At 67.0% G+C, this 15,914-nt stretch carries 14 protein-coding genes; 12 read left to right on the forward strand and 2 right to left on the reverse strand.

Annotation, left to right across the window (positions count from 1 at the left end):
* The first annotated feature begins 132 nt into the window (after positions 1-132).
* From aroA to rpsA, 3 genes are all read left to right on the forward strand, one after another.
* On the forward strand, positions 133-1,494 hold the full coding sequence (gene aroA, locus ACVCNR_RS10850; protein ID WP_447074783.1) for a 3-phosphoshikimate 1-carboxyvinyltransferase: 1,362 nt from the start codon (positions 133-135) through the stop codon (positions 1,492-1,494).
* Positions 1,494-2,159 (forward strand): (d)CMP kinase, encoded by a 666-nt coding sequence (gene cmk, locus ACVCNR_RS10855; RefSeq protein ID WP_447074784.1) that lies wholly within the window; start codon positions 1,494-1,496, stop codon positions 2,157-2,159. Before aroA ends, cmk begins: the two co-directional genes overlap by 1 nt.
* 196 nt (positions 2,160-2,355) lie before the next feature.
* The gene (gene rpsA, locus ACVCNR_RS10860) at positions 2,356-4,053 is read left to right on the forward strand and encodes a 30S ribosomal protein S1 (RefSeq protein WP_354194337.1); all 1,698 of its coding nucleotides are present in this window, start codon (positions 2,356-2,358) and stop codon (positions 4,051-4,053) included.
* 119 nt (positions 4,054-4,172) lie between these two features.
* On the opposite strand, the gene ACVCNR_RS10865 is transcribed toward rpsA, so the two are convergent.
* On the reverse strand, positions 4,173-4,880 hold the full coding sequence (locus ACVCNR_RS10865; protein WP_354194339.1) for an SDR family NAD(P)-dependent oxidoreductase: 708 nt from the start codon (positions 4,878-4,880) through the stop codon (positions 4,173-4,175).
* Between the two features lie 231 nt (positions 4,881-5,111).
* Here ACVCNR_RS10865 and ACVCNR_RS10870 point away from each other — a divergent pair, with 231 nt between their 5' ends.
* Entirely contained in the window at positions 5,112-5,564 is a 453-nt protein-coding gene (locus ACVCNR_RS10870; RefSeq protein ID WP_354194341.1) for a DoxX family protein, read from the forward strand.
* A gap of 117 nt (positions 5,565-5,681) precedes the next feature.
* Positions 5,682-6,656, forward strand: coding sequence for a complex I NDUFA9 subunit family protein (locus ACVCNR_RS10875; protein ID WP_354194343.1), 975 nt, complete (start codon positions 5,682-5,684; stop codon positions 6,654-6,656).
* 33 nt (positions 6,657-6,689) lie between these two features.
* Here the strand turns inward: ACVCNR_RS10875 and ACVCNR_RS10880 are convergent, their stop codons facing one another.
* Complete coding sequence (locus ACVCNR_RS10880; RefSeq protein ID WP_354194345.1) at positions 6,690-7,628, reverse strand: undecaprenyl-diphosphate phosphatase; 939 nt, start codon at positions 7,626-7,628, stop codon at positions 6,690-6,692.
* A gap of 142 nt (positions 7,629-7,770) precedes the next feature.
* Here ACVCNR_RS10880 and ACVCNR_RS10885 point away from each other — a divergent pair, with 142 nt between their 5' ends.
* From ACVCNR_RS10885 to dapB, 7 genes are all read left to right on the forward strand, one after another.
* Entirely contained in the window at positions 7,771-8,463 is a 693-nt protein-coding gene (locus ACVCNR_RS10885) for a glutathione S-transferase family protein (RefSeq protein ID WP_354194347.1), read from the forward strand.
* A complete protein-coding gene (gene queG, locus ACVCNR_RS10890) occupies positions 8,444-9,604 on the forward strand; it encodes a tRNA epoxyqueuosine(34) reductase QueG (RefSeq protein ID WP_447074787.1) in 1,161 nt (386 codons plus the stop codon). The genes ACVCNR_RS10885 and queG overlap by 20 nt, the downstream gene beginning before the upstream one ends.
* Entirely contained in the window at positions 9,601-10,506 is a 906-nt protein-coding gene (locus ACVCNR_RS10895; protein WP_447074788.1) for an SDR family oxidoreductase, read from the forward strand. Before queG ends, ACVCNR_RS10895 begins: the two co-directional genes overlap by 4 nt.
* Before the next feature lie 183 nt (positions 10,507-10,689).
* Positions 10,690-11,724, forward strand: coding sequence for a penicillin-insensitive murein endopeptidase (gene mepA, locus ACVCNR_RS10900; protein ID WP_435521554.1), 1,035 nt, complete (start codon positions 10,690-10,692; stop codon positions 11,722-11,724).
* Between the two features lie 397 nt (positions 11,725-12,121).
* The gene (locus tag ACVCNR_RS10905) at positions 12,122-13,147 is read left to right on the forward strand and encodes a glucokinase (protein WP_447074790.1); all 1,026 of its coding nucleotides are present in this window, start codon (positions 12,122-12,124) and stop codon (positions 13,145-13,147) included.
* A gap of 114 nt (positions 13,148-13,261) precedes the next feature.
* Complete coding sequence (locus tag ACVCNR_RS10910; RefSeq protein WP_447074792.1) at positions 13,262-15,103, forward strand: ABC transporter ATP-binding protein; 1,842 nt, start codon at positions 13,262-13,264, stop codon at positions 15,101-15,103.
* Entirely contained in the window at positions 15,100-15,909 is an 810-nt protein-coding gene (gene dapB / locus ACVCNR_RS10915) for a 4-hydroxy-tetrahydrodipicolinate reductase (RefSeq protein WP_447074794.1), read from the forward strand. Before ACVCNR_RS10910 ends, dapB begins: the two co-directional genes overlap by 4 nt.
* The last annotated feature ends 5 nt before the right edge of the window (positions 15,910-15,914 follow it).

The following is a 15,914-nucleotide window of genomic DNA, read 5'->3' on the forward strand; positions in this document are numbered from 1 at the left end:
ATGCTGCCACGGGAAAACGAGCTTTCCGCCACTGTGCCGAGGGGGATGACCGTCGCTGCGGGTCGTGATACGAGACCGCCGCGCTGCCTTTGAAACTGCCCGCCAACCGGGATCTTCGCAAGAGGAATAGTCATGTCGCATACCGCCACCCCGCAACCGGCCATCGCACGCCGTTCGTCTCCGCTCAAGGGCGAGGCGCGCGTGCCCGGCGACAAATCGATCTCGCACCGCTCCTTCATGTTCGGCGGGCTGGCCTCCGGCGAGACGCGCATCACCGGCCTGCTGGAAGGCGAGGACGTGCTGCGCACCGGAGAGGCGATGAAGGCGATGGGCGCCCATATCGAGAAGGCGGGCGACGAGTGGATCATCCGCGGCACCGGCAACGGCGCGCTGCTGCAGCCCGAAGGTCCGCTCGATTTCGGCAATGCCGGCACCGGCTCGCGCCTCACCATGGGCCTGGTCGGCACCTATGACATGGAGACCACCTTCATCGGCGACGCCTCGCTGCAATCGCGGCCGATGGGGCGCGTGCTCGACCCGCTGCGCCAGATGGGCGTGCAGGTGCTTTCCGCGGCCCCCGGCGACCGCATGCCGCTGACGTTGCGCGGCCCCAGGCATGCCGCACCGATCACCTATCGCGTGCCGATGGCTTCCGCGCAGGTGAAGTCGGCCGTGCTTCTGGCGGCGCTCAACACGCCCGGCATCACCACCGTCATCGAGCCGGTGATGACCCGCGACCACACCGAAAAGATGCTCAAGGGCTTCGGCGCCAGCATCAATGTCGAGACCGACGAGCGCGGTGTGCGCCACGTCTTCATCGAGGGGCAGGGCAGGCTCGCCGGCCAGACGATTCGCGTGCCCGGCGACCCGTCCTCGGCCGCCTTCCCGCTGGTCGCCGCGCTGATCGTGCCCGGCTCCGACATCGTCATCCGCAACGTGCTGATGAACCCGACCCGCACCGGCCTGATCCTCACCTTGCAGGAAATGGGCGCCGATATCGAGGTGCAGAACCCGCGCAACGAAGGCGGCGAGGACGTCGCGGACCTGCGCGTGCGCCATTCGCAACTGAAGGGCGTGACGGTGCCGGCCGAGCGCGCGCCGTCGATGATCGACGAATATCCGGTGCTGGCCGTCGCTGCCGCCTTCGCCGAGGGCGAGACGCTGATGCAGGGGCTGGAAGAGCTGCGCGTCAAGGAAAGCGACCGGCTGGCTGCGGTCGCCGCCGGCCTCAAGCTCAACGGCGTCGACTGCACCGAGGGCGAGGCGACGCTTGCCGTGCGCGGCGTGGCCGAAGGCAAGGGGCTGGGCGGCGGCGAGGCGGTGAAGACCCATCTCGACCATCGCATCGCCATGAGCTTCCTCGTCATGGGGCTGGCCAGCGAGCATCCCGTGACGATCGACGACAAGGCGATGATCGCCACCAGCTTCCCCGAATTCATGGACCTCATGGCGGGGCTGGGTGCGCAGATCGAGGCGGCGGACGGGCCGGCGTGATGGCCACCCCGCTCGCCGCTTCTCCCCTGGTCATCGCCATCGACGGGCCGGCGGCGTCCGGCAAGGGCACGCTGGCGCGGCGGCTGGCCGATTATTACCACCTGCCGCATCTCGACACCGGCCTCACCTACAGGGCGGTGGCGCACATGCTGCTCACGAAGGGCTGGCCGCTCGGCGATATGCCGCATGCGGTGGAAGCCGCCAACCTCGTCGATCTGGGCCGGCTCGACCGCACCGCGCTTTCGGCCCACGCCGTGGGCGAGGCGGCCTCCAAGGTCGCCGTCATTGCGGAGGTGCGGCGCATACTGGTCGACAAGCAGCGCGCCTTCGCCGCGCGGCCCTCCGGCGCGGTGCTCGACGGGCGCGACATCGGCACCGTGGTGTGCCCGCATGCCACGGTGAAGCTCTATGTCACCGCCAGCGCCGAGGTGCGGGCGCGGCGCCGGCTGGCCGAGATCGAGGCCAAGGACGGCACCGGCGACTTCGCCACCATCCTTGCCGATATCGAGCGCCGCGACGAGCGCGACATGGGCCGCGCCGATTCGCCCTTGCGCCCGGCTGCCGATGCGCACTTGCTCGACACCAGCGAAATGGATATAGAAGCCGCGTTTCTTGCCGCCAGAACCATCGTTGATGATATAGTGGCGACAGGAAGCGAAGCCTGAGCGGGACTTGATCGGCGCATTCGCCTGAGAAATCCCCGTTCGGCACCGGACTGAAACCGCCTGCCGGCACTCCACGCGCCGTATTTCCGACCGCCCCTTGGCGGTCTGGGCCCGAAGGGTCCGGAATGTCGGTCAGGCAAACGCAACGCGAACCCACGGCGCCGCCTCCTTCACGAGAGGCATTTCAGGAGAACATATGTCAGTTTCAAACCCTACTCGCGACGATTTCGCGAGCATGCTCGAAGAATCCTTTGCCGACGGTCACGCCGGTGAAGGCCAGGTCGTGCGCGGTATCGTCACCGCCATCGAGAAGGACATGGCCATCATCGACGTCGGCCTGAAGGTCGAGGGCCGCGTTCCGCTGAAGGAATTCGGCGCCAAGGCCAAGGACGGCACGCTGAAGGTCGGCGACACCGTCGAGGTCTATGTCGAGCGCATCGAGAACGCGCTGGGCGAGGCCATGCTGTCGCGCGAGAAGGCTCGCCGCGAGGAAAGCTGGGTCCGCCTCGAGGAGAAGTTCTCCAAGGGCGAGCGCGTCGAGGGCGTCATCTTCAACCAGGTCAAGGGCGGCTTCACCGTCGATCTGGACGGCGCCGTGGCCTTCCTGCCGCGTTCGCAGGTCGACATCCGTCCGATCCGCGACGTCACCCCGCTCATGCACAACCCGCAGCCCTTCGAAATCCTCAAGATGGACAAGCGCCGCGGCAACATCGTCGTTTCGCGCCGCACCGTGCTTGAAGAGAGCCGTGCCGAGCAGCGCTCCGAGATCGTCCAGAACCTCGAAGAGGGTCAGGTGGTCGAGGGCGTGGTCAAGAACATCACCGACTACGGTGCGTTCGTCGACCTCGGCGGCATCGATGGCCTGCTGCACGTCACCGACATGGCATGGCGCCGCGTGAACCATCCGACCGAAATCCTCAACATCGGCCAGACGGTCAAGGTGCAGATCATCCGCATCAACCAGGAGACGCACCGCATCTCGCTGGGCATGAAGCAACTCGAGAGCGATCCGTGGTCCGACATCGGTACCAAGTTCCCGATCGGCAAGAAGATCACCGGCACCGTCACCAACATCACCGACTACGGCGCGTTCGTCGAGCTGGAGCCGGGCATAGAGGGCCTCATCCACGTTTCGGAAATGTCGTGGACGAAGAAGAACGTGCACCCCGGCAAGATCCTGTCGACCTCGCAGCAGGTGGACGTGGTGGTGCTCGAGGTCGATCCGGCCAAGCGCCGCATCTCGCTCGGCCTCAAGCAGACGCTTGAGAACCCGTGGGAAGCTTTCGCCCGCAACCATCCGGTTGGTTCGGAAGTCGAGGGCGAGGTCAAGAACAAGACCGAGTTCGGCCTGTTCATCGGCCTCGAGGGCGATGTCGACGGCATGGTCCACCTCTCCGACCTCGACTGGAACCGTCCGGGCGAGCAGGTCATCGAGGAGTACAACCGTGGCGACATGGTCAAGGCCCAGGTGCTCGACGTCGACATCGACAAGGAGCGCATCTCGCTCGGCATCAAGCAGCTTTCGCGTGACGCGGCCGGCGACGCCGCCGCTTCCGGCGAACTGCGCAAGAATGCCGTGGTGACCTGCGAGGTCATCGGCGTGAAGGATGGCGGTCTGGACGTTCGTCTGGTCGAAAGCGGCCTGGAGACCTTCATCAAGCGCTCCGACCTGTCGCGTGACCGCGACGAGCAGCGCCCCGAGCGCTTCACCGTCGGCCAGAAGGTCGATGCCCGCGTCATCCTCTACGACAAGAAGAACCGCAAGGTTCAGGTGTCGATCAAGGCGCTGGAAATCGCCGAGGAGAAGGAAGCCGTCGCGCAGTACGGTTCGACCGACTCCGGCGCTTCGCTGGGCGACATTCTGGGCGCCGCGCTCAAGAAGCAGGGCAGCTAAGCAGCTTCGGCCATTCGGCCGCGCCGTTTCCACGGCGCGGCCGACAGGAACAAAAAACCCGCCGGAGCGATCCGGCGGGTTTTTTTGGTCGGTAAAGCAGAGCTCGCGTAGCCGGCCCGTCAGGCCCTGCCATAGAGCGGCACCAGCGCCCCGCTCATCGCCTGATTGGCGGGCGACGCCAGATAGGCGATCGTCTCGGCCGCCGCCTCCAGGCTCACCCAGCGGGTGAAATCGGCATCCGGCATGGCCTCGCGGTTGGCCGGCGTGTCGAGCGTCGACGGCGCGATGGCATTGGCCAGGATGCCCTTGGCCTTGACCTCCTCGGCCAGAGCCACGGTCATGGCCGCCACGGCCGCCTTGCTCGTCGCGTAGGCGACCATGCCCGCGCCGCGCCGCGGGTCGAGCCCCGGGCGGGCGGCGACATTGACGATGCGCCCGGCCGTGCCGCTGGCGAGCATGGCGCGCAGCGCCGCCCGGCAGCAGAAGAAGGCGGTGTGGATGTTGGTTTCGAGAAGCTCCTCGAACGAGGCCGCTTCGGTCTTGTCGAGGGGAGCGGCGGCAAAACCGCCGGCGAGATGGATCGAGGCCCACAGTTCGGGCACGTCCGCATAATAGGCGTCCACGGTCCGCACGTCGGCCAGATAGATGTTGTGGCTGAGCCGGACATTGGGATGGTCTGCATGGGGAAAATGCGGCGGCGGTTCCGCATGGGTATTGGGCACGTGGCATATGGCGCCTTGTTCGACCAGTCTCCCGACGACGACGCTGCCCAGTGCGCCGGTTCCGCCGGTTACGATGATATGCTTGCCGTCAAAAGCTTTCGTCATCAGCGATAGATCACTCCTCACCCTGGCATATCCCTCCACCGTGGCCCGTTTTGGAGTGCCACTCAAATGCTATTTCCGTGAACCTGCCTTGCCTTTTCGCATGGCGGCCTTGCGTTTTTCGGTGACGGACTGTCACCCTCCGGAAACTTGAAATGTAGCTCAACTTTATTTCATTTGACCGTGAAGACCGCTTGAGGCGTTAGGAGCGCCTCCGCAACAGGAAGAAGATCGATGTCCATAACCACCGAAACCGGGCGCCCGCGCCTCATCATTCCGGCCCTTGGCGGCCTTTATGCCGCGCTGCACGAAGGTTCGGAGACGCTGCTTCGCGTCGTCACCGGCGGCATTCTCGCCATCCACGGCTCGTCCAAGATCGTCGATCCCTTCGGCGCGGCCCAGATGGTCGAGGGGCTGGGCTTCTATCCCGGCGCCTTCTGGTCGCTGCTCCTGTCCTGCACCGAATTCTTCGGCGGCATCTTCCTGATGCTGGGCTTCCTCACCCGGCCCTCCGCCTTCGCCGGCCTGTTCGTGCTGCTGGTGACGGTGTGGTTCCACTGGATCACGCTGGGCCAGGGTTATTCCGGCGCCGAAAAGTCGATCCTGTGGTCGGCCATGCTGTTCTACTTCGTCATCCGCGGCGCCAACCGCCATTCGGTCGACGCCCGCATCGGCAAGGCTTTCTGATCCGGGGCGATCGGCGGCAGCGACCACCGATCGCACTTTGCCTTCGGCGCGAAACGGACTATGAAACGGCTTCAGCCAGACCCCCGGCCGGGCCGGGGCATTTAGCCGGAGCCACTCATGACCGAAATCCTGCAAACCCCCAAGCTCGTGGTCGTCTTCGGCGGGTCCGGTTTCGTGGGACGGCATGTGGTGCGCGCGCTGGCCAAGCGCGGCTACCGCATCCGCGTCGCCTGCCGCCGGCCCGACCTTGCCGTACATCTGCAGCCGCTCGGCAATGTCGGCCAGATCCAGGCCGTTCAGGCCAATCTGCGGTTCCGCCGGTCCGTTGACCAGGCGGTGATCGGCGCCGATCACGTCATCAACCTCGTCGGCGTCCTCCACGAGGGCAGCCGCCAGAGGTTCGGCGCGGTGCATGAGTTCGGCGCCCGCGCCGTGGCCGAGGCCGCGCGTGCCGTCGGCGCCCGTCTCACCCATGTTTCGGCGATCGGCGTCGACGAGCGGTCGCCGTCGGCCTATGCCCGCACCAAGGCCCGCGGCGAGAAGGCGGTGCTGGAAACCGTGCCGGACGCCACCATCTTCCGCCCTTCGATCATCTTCGGCCCCGAGGACGAGTTCTTCAACCGCTTTGCCGCCATGTCGCGCTATGCGCCCGCCCTGCCGCTGATCGGCGGCGGCACGACGAAATTCCAGCCGGTCTATGTCGGCGACGTGGCCGAGGCCGTGGCCCGCGCGGTGGACGGCGTGGCGGTCGGCGGCCGCATCTACGAGCTTGGCGGGCCGGTGGTCGCCACCTTCCGCCAGTGCCTGGAGGAGATGCTTGCCGTGATCGAGCGCAAGCGCCTGCTGGTGCCGCTGCCGTGGTGGGTGGCGGACCTGGCCGCTTCCTTCCTCGGCCTGTTGCCCAAGCCGCTGCTCACCCGCGACCAGGTGGCGCAGCTCCGCTCCGACAATGTGGTTTCGCAGGCGGCGCAGTCCGAGGCGCGCACGCTGGCCGGCCTCGGCATCGAGGCGCAGGCAATGGCCACCATCCTGCCCAGCTATCTGTGGCGCTTCCGCGCCGCCGGCCAATTCCAGCGCCGGCAGGCGGCCTGAATTCACGCCTGTTGACCGGCTGAAGGGATTTCGTCAGCCGACGATGTAGAGGGCGGCGAGGCCGACTGTGCCCACCACCAGCCGCCACCAGCCGAACAGCCTGTAGCCATGGCGGCTGACATAGCCGAGCAGGCTGCGCACCACGATGACCGCCGCCACGAAGGCCGAGAGGAAGCCGGCCACGATGATGTTGAGGTCCGAGGCCGACAGCGCGTTCCAGTTCTTGCAGAGATCGAGCGTGAAGGCGCCGAGCATGGTCGGCATGGCGAGGAAGAAGGAGAACTCGGCCGCCGCCCGCTTGTCCGCCCCCATCAGCAGCCCGCCGACGATGGTGGCGCCGGAGCGCGAGGTGCCGGGAATCATGGCCAGGCACTGGAACAGGCCGATCTTGAGATAGAGCGACAGCGGAAATTCGCGCACTTCATGGTATTTCGGCCGGAGGTCGAGCCTGTCGATCCACAACAGCACGATGCCGCCGAGGATCAGCATGATGCAGATCAGCTTCGGCGTCTCGAACAGCACCGACTTGATGAAGCCATGCGCCAGCACGCCGATCACCGCCGCCGGCAGGAAGCCGATGGCGAGGCCGACCAGCATGCGCACGGCCGGGTCGTCGGGAAGCTGCGGCGGCACGAACAAATTGGGACGCCGGCGCCGCACGATGGCCGAGACGAACTCGACGGCGCAGCCGCCCATCCAGATCAGGGTGGCCAGGATGCCGATCACCACCTCGCTGATGACATGGAGCCGGTCCCGCCGCTTCATGAAGTCCCAGAAGCGGGCCGCATAGACCGACAATATGGCGAGGATGGCGCCAAGCTGGATCAGCACCTCGAAGGCCTTGCCGGTCGATTCGAAGCCGAGAAAATGGCCGGCGAGCAGGATGTGGCCCGTCGACGAGACCGGGATGAACTCGGTCAGCCCTTCCAGCAGGCCGAGCAGAAGGGCCTCGATGATCGTCTGATTTTCCATATGGGCGGATGATCCCAGTTTGCTTGTCAGGACGGCGTTCTGACCCTATAGGTCGCAAAGCTTGACAGTCCGTTGGTGCGGGCGGCAAGGCTTACCGGTGCCGGCATCGATTTGCCAGTGCGCTTTTTTGACCCAAGGAACCATGCTGACGCTTTTTCATCATCCGATGTCCGCTGCCTGTCGTTTCGTCCGAATCGCATTCGGCGAATATGGCGAGGAATTGGCGTTAATTGAGGAGAAGCCCTGGTCGAGGCGCAAAGAGTTCCTGGCCCTCAACCCGGCCGGCACCCTGCCGATCCTGCTGGCCGAAGGCGACGTGCCCGTGGTGGGCGCCGAGGTGATTGCCGAATATCTCGACGAAACGCGCGGCGTGCTGAAGCGCGACCGGCGGCTGCTCGCCGAAAACCCCATGGACCGGGCCGAGATCAGGCGCCTCGTCGACTGGTATCTCGTCAAGACCGAGAGCGAGGTGACCCGCCATCTGGTGCGCGAGCGCGTGCTGAAGCCGCTGATGCCGGATGCCGCGGGCGGCGGCTCGCCCGATTCCACCGCCATCCGCGCCGCGCGCGCCAATATCAGGCAGCATCTGAAATACACCAACTGGCTGGCCGGCACCCGTCACTGGCTGGCCGGATCGCGCCTCACCTATGCCGACCTTGCCGCCGCCGCCACCTTCTCGGTGCTGGATTATCTGGGCGAGATCGACTGGCGCGAGCACGCCGCCGCGCGCGACTGGTACATGCGGGTGAAATCGCGCCCCTCCTTCCGCCCGTTGCTGTCCGACCGCGTGCGCGGCCTGGCGCCGGTGTCCCACTATGCGGACCTCGACTTCTGATTCCGGCAAGCTTCGCGCGCTGATCGACAGGGAAGCCCTGCGCGCCGGCTTCGACCTCGTCGCCGTCACCTCGCCCGATGCCATTCCGAAGGCCCCGGCACGGCTGGCGCAATTCGTGGCTGACGGTTTCCACGGTTCCATGGGCTGGATCGAGGAGACGCTGGAGCGGCGCGCGAAACCCGGCGTGCTGTGGCCGGAAGTGCGCTCCATCATCGTGCTGGCCATGAACTACGGGCCGGATCACGATCCGCGCGAGCTTCTCGCCCATCCCGACCGGGCCGCCATCTCCGTCTATGCCCGCAACCGCGACTATCACGACGTGATGAAGGGGCGGCTGAAGGAGATTGCCGGCAAGATCGTTTCCCGCGCCGGCGGGGACGTGAAGGTGTTCGTCGACACCGCGCCGGTGATGGAGAAGCCGCTGGCCGAGGCCGCCGGGCTCGGCTGGCAGGGCAAGCACACCAATCTGGTCAGCCGCACGCATGGCTCGTGGCTGTTCCTCGGCTCCATCTTCACCACCGCAGAGCTGGAGCCGGACGAACGCGACGTCGATCGTTGCGGCTCCTGCCGCGCCTGCCTCGACGCCTGCCCGACCAACGCCTTTCCGGTGCCGTACCGGCTCGATGCGCGCCGCTGCATCTCCTATCTCACCATCGAGAACAAGGGGCCGATCCCGCTTGAGTTCCGCGCGGCGATCGGCAACCGCATCTATGGCTGCGACGACTGCCTTGCCGCCTGTCCGTGGAACAAGTTCGCCCAGGCCGCCTCCGAGGCGAAGCTGGCCGCGCGCGACGACCTGCGCGCCCCGAAGCTCGCCGATATGCTGGAACTGGACGATCCGGCCTTCCGCGCCTTCTTTTCCGGCTCGCCGGTCAAGCGCGTGGGCCGCGACCGCTTCATCCGCAACGTGCTGATCGCGGCCGGCAATTCCGGGGATGCCGGGTTGACCGGTGCGGTGCGCGCCCTGACGCTCGACGCCTCGCCGCTGGTGCGCGGCGCTGCCGTCTGGGCGCTGTCGCGGCTTCTGCCGCAAGGCGCGTTCGACAGTCTGGCGCGCGCGGCGCTGCCTGAGGAAGAGGAGCCGGACGTGCGGATGGAATGGATGCAGGGCATGGGGTCGGCCGGGGAGGTCAGGATATGAGCATGGAGCAGGTCTTCATCTTCGGCGCCGGCTACTCGGCCCGCGCCTTTGCCGGTCTGTGTCCAAAGGATGTGCCGGTGTTCGGCACAACGCGCGCGCCCGGAAAGTTCGAGCTGCTGCGCGCGGCCGGCATCTCGCCGCTGCTGTTCGACGGTGTGGTGACGGGCGAGGTGCGGGACGCGCTGGCCGGCACCACCCATCTGGTCGTCTCGGCGGCACCCGGCGAAGCCGGTGATCCGGTGCTGAATGGAGCGCGCGAGATCCTTGCGGGCGAGATGCCGAAGCTGCGCTGGATCGGCTATCTTTCCACCGTCGGCGTCTATGGCGATCACGCTGGCGCCTGGGTGGACGAGGAAACGCCATGCCGGCCGGTGTCGCGCCGCTCGGTGCTGCGGGTCGAGGCCGAGCGCCAATGGCTGGCGCTTGGCGAGGCCGTCGGCCGGCCGGTCGCGGTGCTGCGCCTTGCCGGCATCTACGGGCCCGGCCGCAACGCCTTCGTCAATCTGCGGGACGGCACCGCCAAGCGCCTGGTCAAGCCGGGACAGGTCTTCAACCGCATCCATGTCGCCGACATCGCCGGCGCGCTGCTGCACCTCGCCAATGCCGCGCGGGGCGGCATCTTCAACCTCGCCGACGACGAGCCTTCGCCGCCGCAGGATGTCGTGACCTATGCCGCCGGGCTGATGGGGGTCGAGCCGCCGCCGGAAATTCCCTTCGATCAGGCCGAGCTGACGCCCATGGCGCGTTCCTTCTATGGCGAGAACAAGCGCGTCTCGAACGCCGCGCTCAAGGCGTCGGGCTATGATTTGCGCTTTCGCGACTATCGCGCGGCCCTTCGCACCCTGTGGGATGACGGCAACTGGGACCAGGGAGAATCGCGGGCCAGGATGCGCCTGCCTTGATCGTGGCACAGTTGGCGGCATCATGTGATTCGCTTTGAAGCATGTCGCCCGGTTTCGGGATGATGACATGCGCAAAAACAACAAGTTGGAGCGTACGGAGCGAATCTGAAAGATCGCGACGCGTTCTGATGGCCGTGCGCGGCGCCGGACTGGAGAGAGGGCATGCGAGCATTGCGGGGGACGATGGCGAGAGGCGTGGCCATGCTCGCCGCACTGTCCACGCTGACCTTTGCGCAGGACGCGGTCGCGCAGGAACTGGCCAAGAACCTGTTCGGGGCCCACCAGCTGCCGGCCGCGACCCAGCCGCAATCCATCGGCTTCTATTCCAAGGGTTGCTTTTCCGGCGGCGTCGCCATCGCCACCGATGGCCCCACTTGGCAGGCCATGCGCCTGTCGCGCAACCGCCGCTGGGGCCACCCCGCGATGATCTCGCTGATCGAGAAACTGTCCCGTGATGCGGTTCAGGATGGCTGGCCGGGCCTGCTGCTCGGCGATATCTCGCAGCCGCGCGGCGGGCCGATGCTCACCGGCCATGCCTCGCACCAGATCGGCCTCGATGCCGACATCTGGTTCACCCCCATGCCCGACCGCCGCCTGACGCCGCAGGAACGGGAGAACATGTCGGCCACGTCGCTGGTGAACGAAAAGACCCACCGGGTCATCGACAGGCTGTGGACGCCGGCGCATGAAAGACTGCTGAAACGCGCCGCCTCCTACCCCGAGGTGGAGCGCATTCTGGTCAATCCGGGCATCAAGAAGAAGCTGTGCGACACGGTGAAGGGCGACCGCGCCTGGCTGCGCAAGATCCGGCCGTTCTGGGGCCATGACTACCATTTCCACGTCCGCATCGGCTGCCAGCCCGGCTCGCCCGACTGCAAGCGGCAGGCAACGGTCGCGGCGGGCGAAGGGTGCGACAAGTCGCTGGCCTGGTGGTTCACCGAGGAGCCCTGGCGGCCCAATCAGAACCCCGACGCCCCCAAGGCCCGCGACGTGATGACCATGGCGTCGCTGCCCAAGGCCTGCCGCGCGGTGCTGGAAGCGCCCGATCCGGTGTCCATCGCCGCCGTCACCTATCCTTCCGCCGGCGCACCCACCATCTCCAGGGCCGATCCGATCGCGGCGCTGGCGGCCTCGGACGGATTGTCCACGGCCGTGAGCTCCTTCGCGGCGACGCCCGAATATGGCGCGCCTCTGCCGTTTCCGCGCCCGGCCGATTGACCGGAAAGGGAACTCCGCTGTACTGCTGCTATTTCAATCGGTTTAATCGTGGGCTGGAAAGGTGTTTTCCTTTGGCCCGGCATGCGCTAAAGCATGTCGCCCGAAAGCGGGAACCGGTTTCGGGATAACGACATGCGTAAAAACAACAACATGAAGCGTATGGAGCGAATCTGAAAGATCGCGACACGCTTTGGAGCGCCGTGCGTCCTTTCGGATGCACAAAGGACGCTCTAACACTTTGATTGAACATCGGAACAATCCGAAAACCGAGTACACTTTTCGGTCCGATGCTCTAGCCTTTTGCAGCCGGGTGGAATCATCCGGCATTGCATGAAGGCGGCAAGACCACACATATCGAGCATCGACCCGGAAAGGCGATGGCTTGTCGGGGACCAGAATGACAGGTTCGGATGATGGCGAGGTTCGGTTCAGGTTTCCGGTCCTGATCGGCGACATAGGCGGCACCAATGCCCGCTTTTCCATCATCGGCGGCGAGACTTCCGGGGCCGGCGAGCCGCGCATCGTCAAGACGGCGGATTTCGCCGGTGTCGACGAGGCTATCCGCGCCGCGGTTCTGGACGGTGCCCCGCGCCGTCCGCGCACGGCCATATTGGCGGTGGCGGCTCCCATCGAGGGCGACGAGGTCCGGCTCACCAATTGCCCGTGGGTGATACGGCCCAGGCGCATGCTGGCCGAGCTCGGCCTCGACGACGTGGTGCTGCTCAACGATTTCGAGGCGCAGGCGCTGGCGGTCGCGGCGCTCGGCATGGACCACATGGAAAAGATCGGCGGCGGCGAGCCGGTGGCCAATGCGGCGCGCGTGGTGCTCGGCCCCGGCACGGGGCTCGGCGTGGCCGGTCTCGTCCATGCCTTCGGCGGCTGGGTGCCGGTGCCGGGCGAGGGCGGCCACATCGACCTCGGCCCGCGCACGCGGCGCGACCACGAGGTCTTTGCTAATATCGAGACGCTGGACGGGCGCGTTTCCGGCGAGGACATATTGTGCGGCCGCGGCCTCACCAATCTCTATCGCGCCATTGCCCGGGCCGGCGGCGGCGAGCCCGCCTTGACGGCGCCTTCCGACATCACCGCCGCCGGGCTGGCCGGCAGCGACGCGACCGCCGTCGAAACGCTGGAAATCTTCACCACCCTGCTCGGCCGGGTCGCCGGCGACGTGGCTCTGATCTTCAAGGCGCGCGGCGGCGTCTATCTGAGCGGCGGCATCGCCCAGAAGATCGTGCCGGCGCTGAAGGCCGGCAATTTCCGCGCCGCCTTCGAGGACAAGGCACCCCACAACGCGCTGATGCGCTCCATTCCCGTCCATGTCGTCGGCCATCCGCTGGCGGCGCTGGCCGGGCTCGCCGCCTATGCCCGCACGCCGTCAGGCTTCGGCGTGGAAACGGCGGGACGGCGCTGGCGAACGTAAGCTCTCCGGCTGCAATTTTGGGCTCGGCCATAGGCAAATGGATGCAAAGGCTCTAAGAGGGTGCCCGACCTCATCCGGCGTCTTCGGACGCAGACCAATGCAACGGACCCAACCTTGACCGTCGGCAGCAACCGCAGCAAGCCCCAGCCCGGTGAAGTCATCGCCGTTCTGAAGCGCATTTTCGCCGAGAACGGCCGCGAATATATCGGGTACTATGCGCTGACCATATTCTGCCTGCTGGTGTCGGCGGCCACCGCAGGCCTCGCCGCCTGGATCATGCAGCCGCTGGTCGACGACATCTTCGTCAGGCAGCGCTATGACCGCGCCCCGCTGATCTGCGGCGGCGTGATCGCCATCTTCCTGATCCGGGGCATCGCCACCTATGGCTATTCGGTGACGCTGGCCAGGATCGGCAACAATGTCGTGGCGCGCTACCAGAAGCGTGTCTTCCAGCACCTGATGCGGCTGGGCATCGACTTCTTCGGCGACACGCGTTCCGGCCGGCTGGCGGCGCGCATCAACGAGAACGTGGCCGGCATCCGCGACCTGATGGGCATGACGCTGCGCTCCGTCGCCGGCGATCTCGTCGCCCTCATCGGCCTCGTCGCGGTGATGATCTGGCAGCAGCCCTATCTCGCCGCCTCGATCATCGTCATCGGCCCGCCGCTGGTGTGGGCGGTGAACTACATCATGCGCCGCGTGCGCACGGTGACGCGCGAATCCGTCACCATCAACTCGCACCTCATCGGGGCCATGCAGGAGGCGGTGCAGGGCATCGCCGTGGTCAAGGCCTTCACCATGGAAGATCAGCTTTCGGCCCGCATCGGCCAGTTGGTCGATCAGGCCGAGAGCCGCTACAACAAGATCGCCCGCGTTTCGGAGCGCCTCGGCCCGATCACCGAAAGCCTTGCCGGCTTCGCTGTCGCCGGCGTCATCGGCTACGCCTCCTACAAGGCGGCCACGACCAACCATCCGCCCGGCGACGTCATGGCCTTCATCACCGCGCTGCTGCTGGCCTATGACCCGGCCCGCCGGCTGGCGCGCACCCAGGTCAATGTCGAGCGCGCGCTGGTCAATGCCCGCATGATCTACGAGATCCTCGACCTCGAGCCGCGCCAGGGCGACGTGCCGGGCGCCGCCGCGCTGGCCGTGCCTAAGGGCGAGGTGCGCTTCGAAAACGTCTCCTTCGGCTATGTGCCGGGCCAGCCGGTGCTGCATGGGGTGAGCTTCACCGCAGCCCCCGGCAAGACCACGGCCATCGTCGGCGCCTCGGGCGCCGGCAAGTCGACGCTGGTGGCGCTGCTGCAGCGGTTCCACGATGTCGATGGCGGCGCCGTCACCATCGACGGGCAGGACGTATCGAAGGTGACCAAGCGCTCGCTGCGCCAGTCCATCGCCTATGTCTCGCAGCAGCCCTATCTGTTCGAGGGCACGATCCGCGACAACATCCGCTATGGCCGCCCCGAGGCGACCGACAACGAGATCGAGCTGGCGGCGCGGCTGGCGGCGGCGGACGAGTTCATCCGCCAGCAGCCCGAAGGCTACGACACCCAGGTCGGCGAAAACGGCGCGACGCTTTCCGGCGGCCAGCGCCAGCGCGTGTCGATCGCGCGCGCCATGGTGCGCAACGCGCCGATCCTGCTGCTCGACGAGGCGACCTCGGCGCTGGACAACGAGTCGGAGGCGCGCGTCCAGCAGGCGCTGAACGAAGCGATGCGCGGCCGCACCACCATCGTCATCGCCCATCGGCTCTCCACCGTGGTCAATGCCGACCATATCGTCGTGCTGGACGAGGGGCGGGTGGTCGAGCAGGGCACCCACGCCGCACTGATGGCCGATCCGGACGGTGTCTACGCCCGCTTCTACCGGTTCCAGGGCGACAAGGGGCTGGGCCTCGTCGACGATGAGGCCACGGATATGGCCGGTACATCCGCAACATCGGGGAGCAGCATATGAGCGATATGGGTCTTGTCGTCGTCGGGGCGGCCGGCCGCATGGGGCTGGCGCTGGTGCGCGCCGTGCACGAGGCGGAAGGCGCGCGCATCGTCGGGGCGGTGGAGCGCAAGGGCTCGCCCGCGCTCGGCAAGGACATCGGCGAACTGGCCGGCCTCGGCCCTTCCGGCGTGGCCGTCGGCGACGATCCGCTGGCCGCCTTCGCCACCGCCGATGGCGTGCTCGACTTCACCGCGCCCGCGGCCAGCGTCGAGTTCGCCGGCTATGCGGCGCAGGCGCGCATCGTCCATGTGCTCGGCACCACCGGCCTGTCGGCGGAAGACAACGCCCGCATCGAGGCGGCCGCCCGCCACGCCACCATCGTCAAGTCCGGCAATATGAGCCTCGGCGTCAACCTGCTGGCGCTGCTGGTCGAGCAGGCGGCGCGCGCCCTGGAGGCCAAGGATTTCGACATCGAGGTGCTTGAGATGCACCATCGCCACAAGGTCGATGCGCCCTCCGGCACCGCCCTGCTGCTGGGCGAAGCGGCGGCCGCCGGGCGCGGCATTTCCCTTTCCGGCAACGATGTGCGGGTGCGTGACGGCCACACCGGCCCGCGCCAGACGGGCAGCATCGGTTTCGCCACGCTGCGCGGCGGCTCCGTGCCGGGCGACCATTCGGTCATCCTCGCCGGCAATGGCGAGACCATCACCCTTGCCCACCACGCCCAGGACCGGGCGATCTTCGCGCGCGGCGCGGTCAAGGCGGCCCTGTGGGCGCGCGGCCGCAAGCCCGGCCTCTATTCGATGCGCGACGTGCTCGGCTTCTGAGCCGG

The sequence above is a fragment of the Aquamicrobium terrae genome (assembly GCF_052978165.1).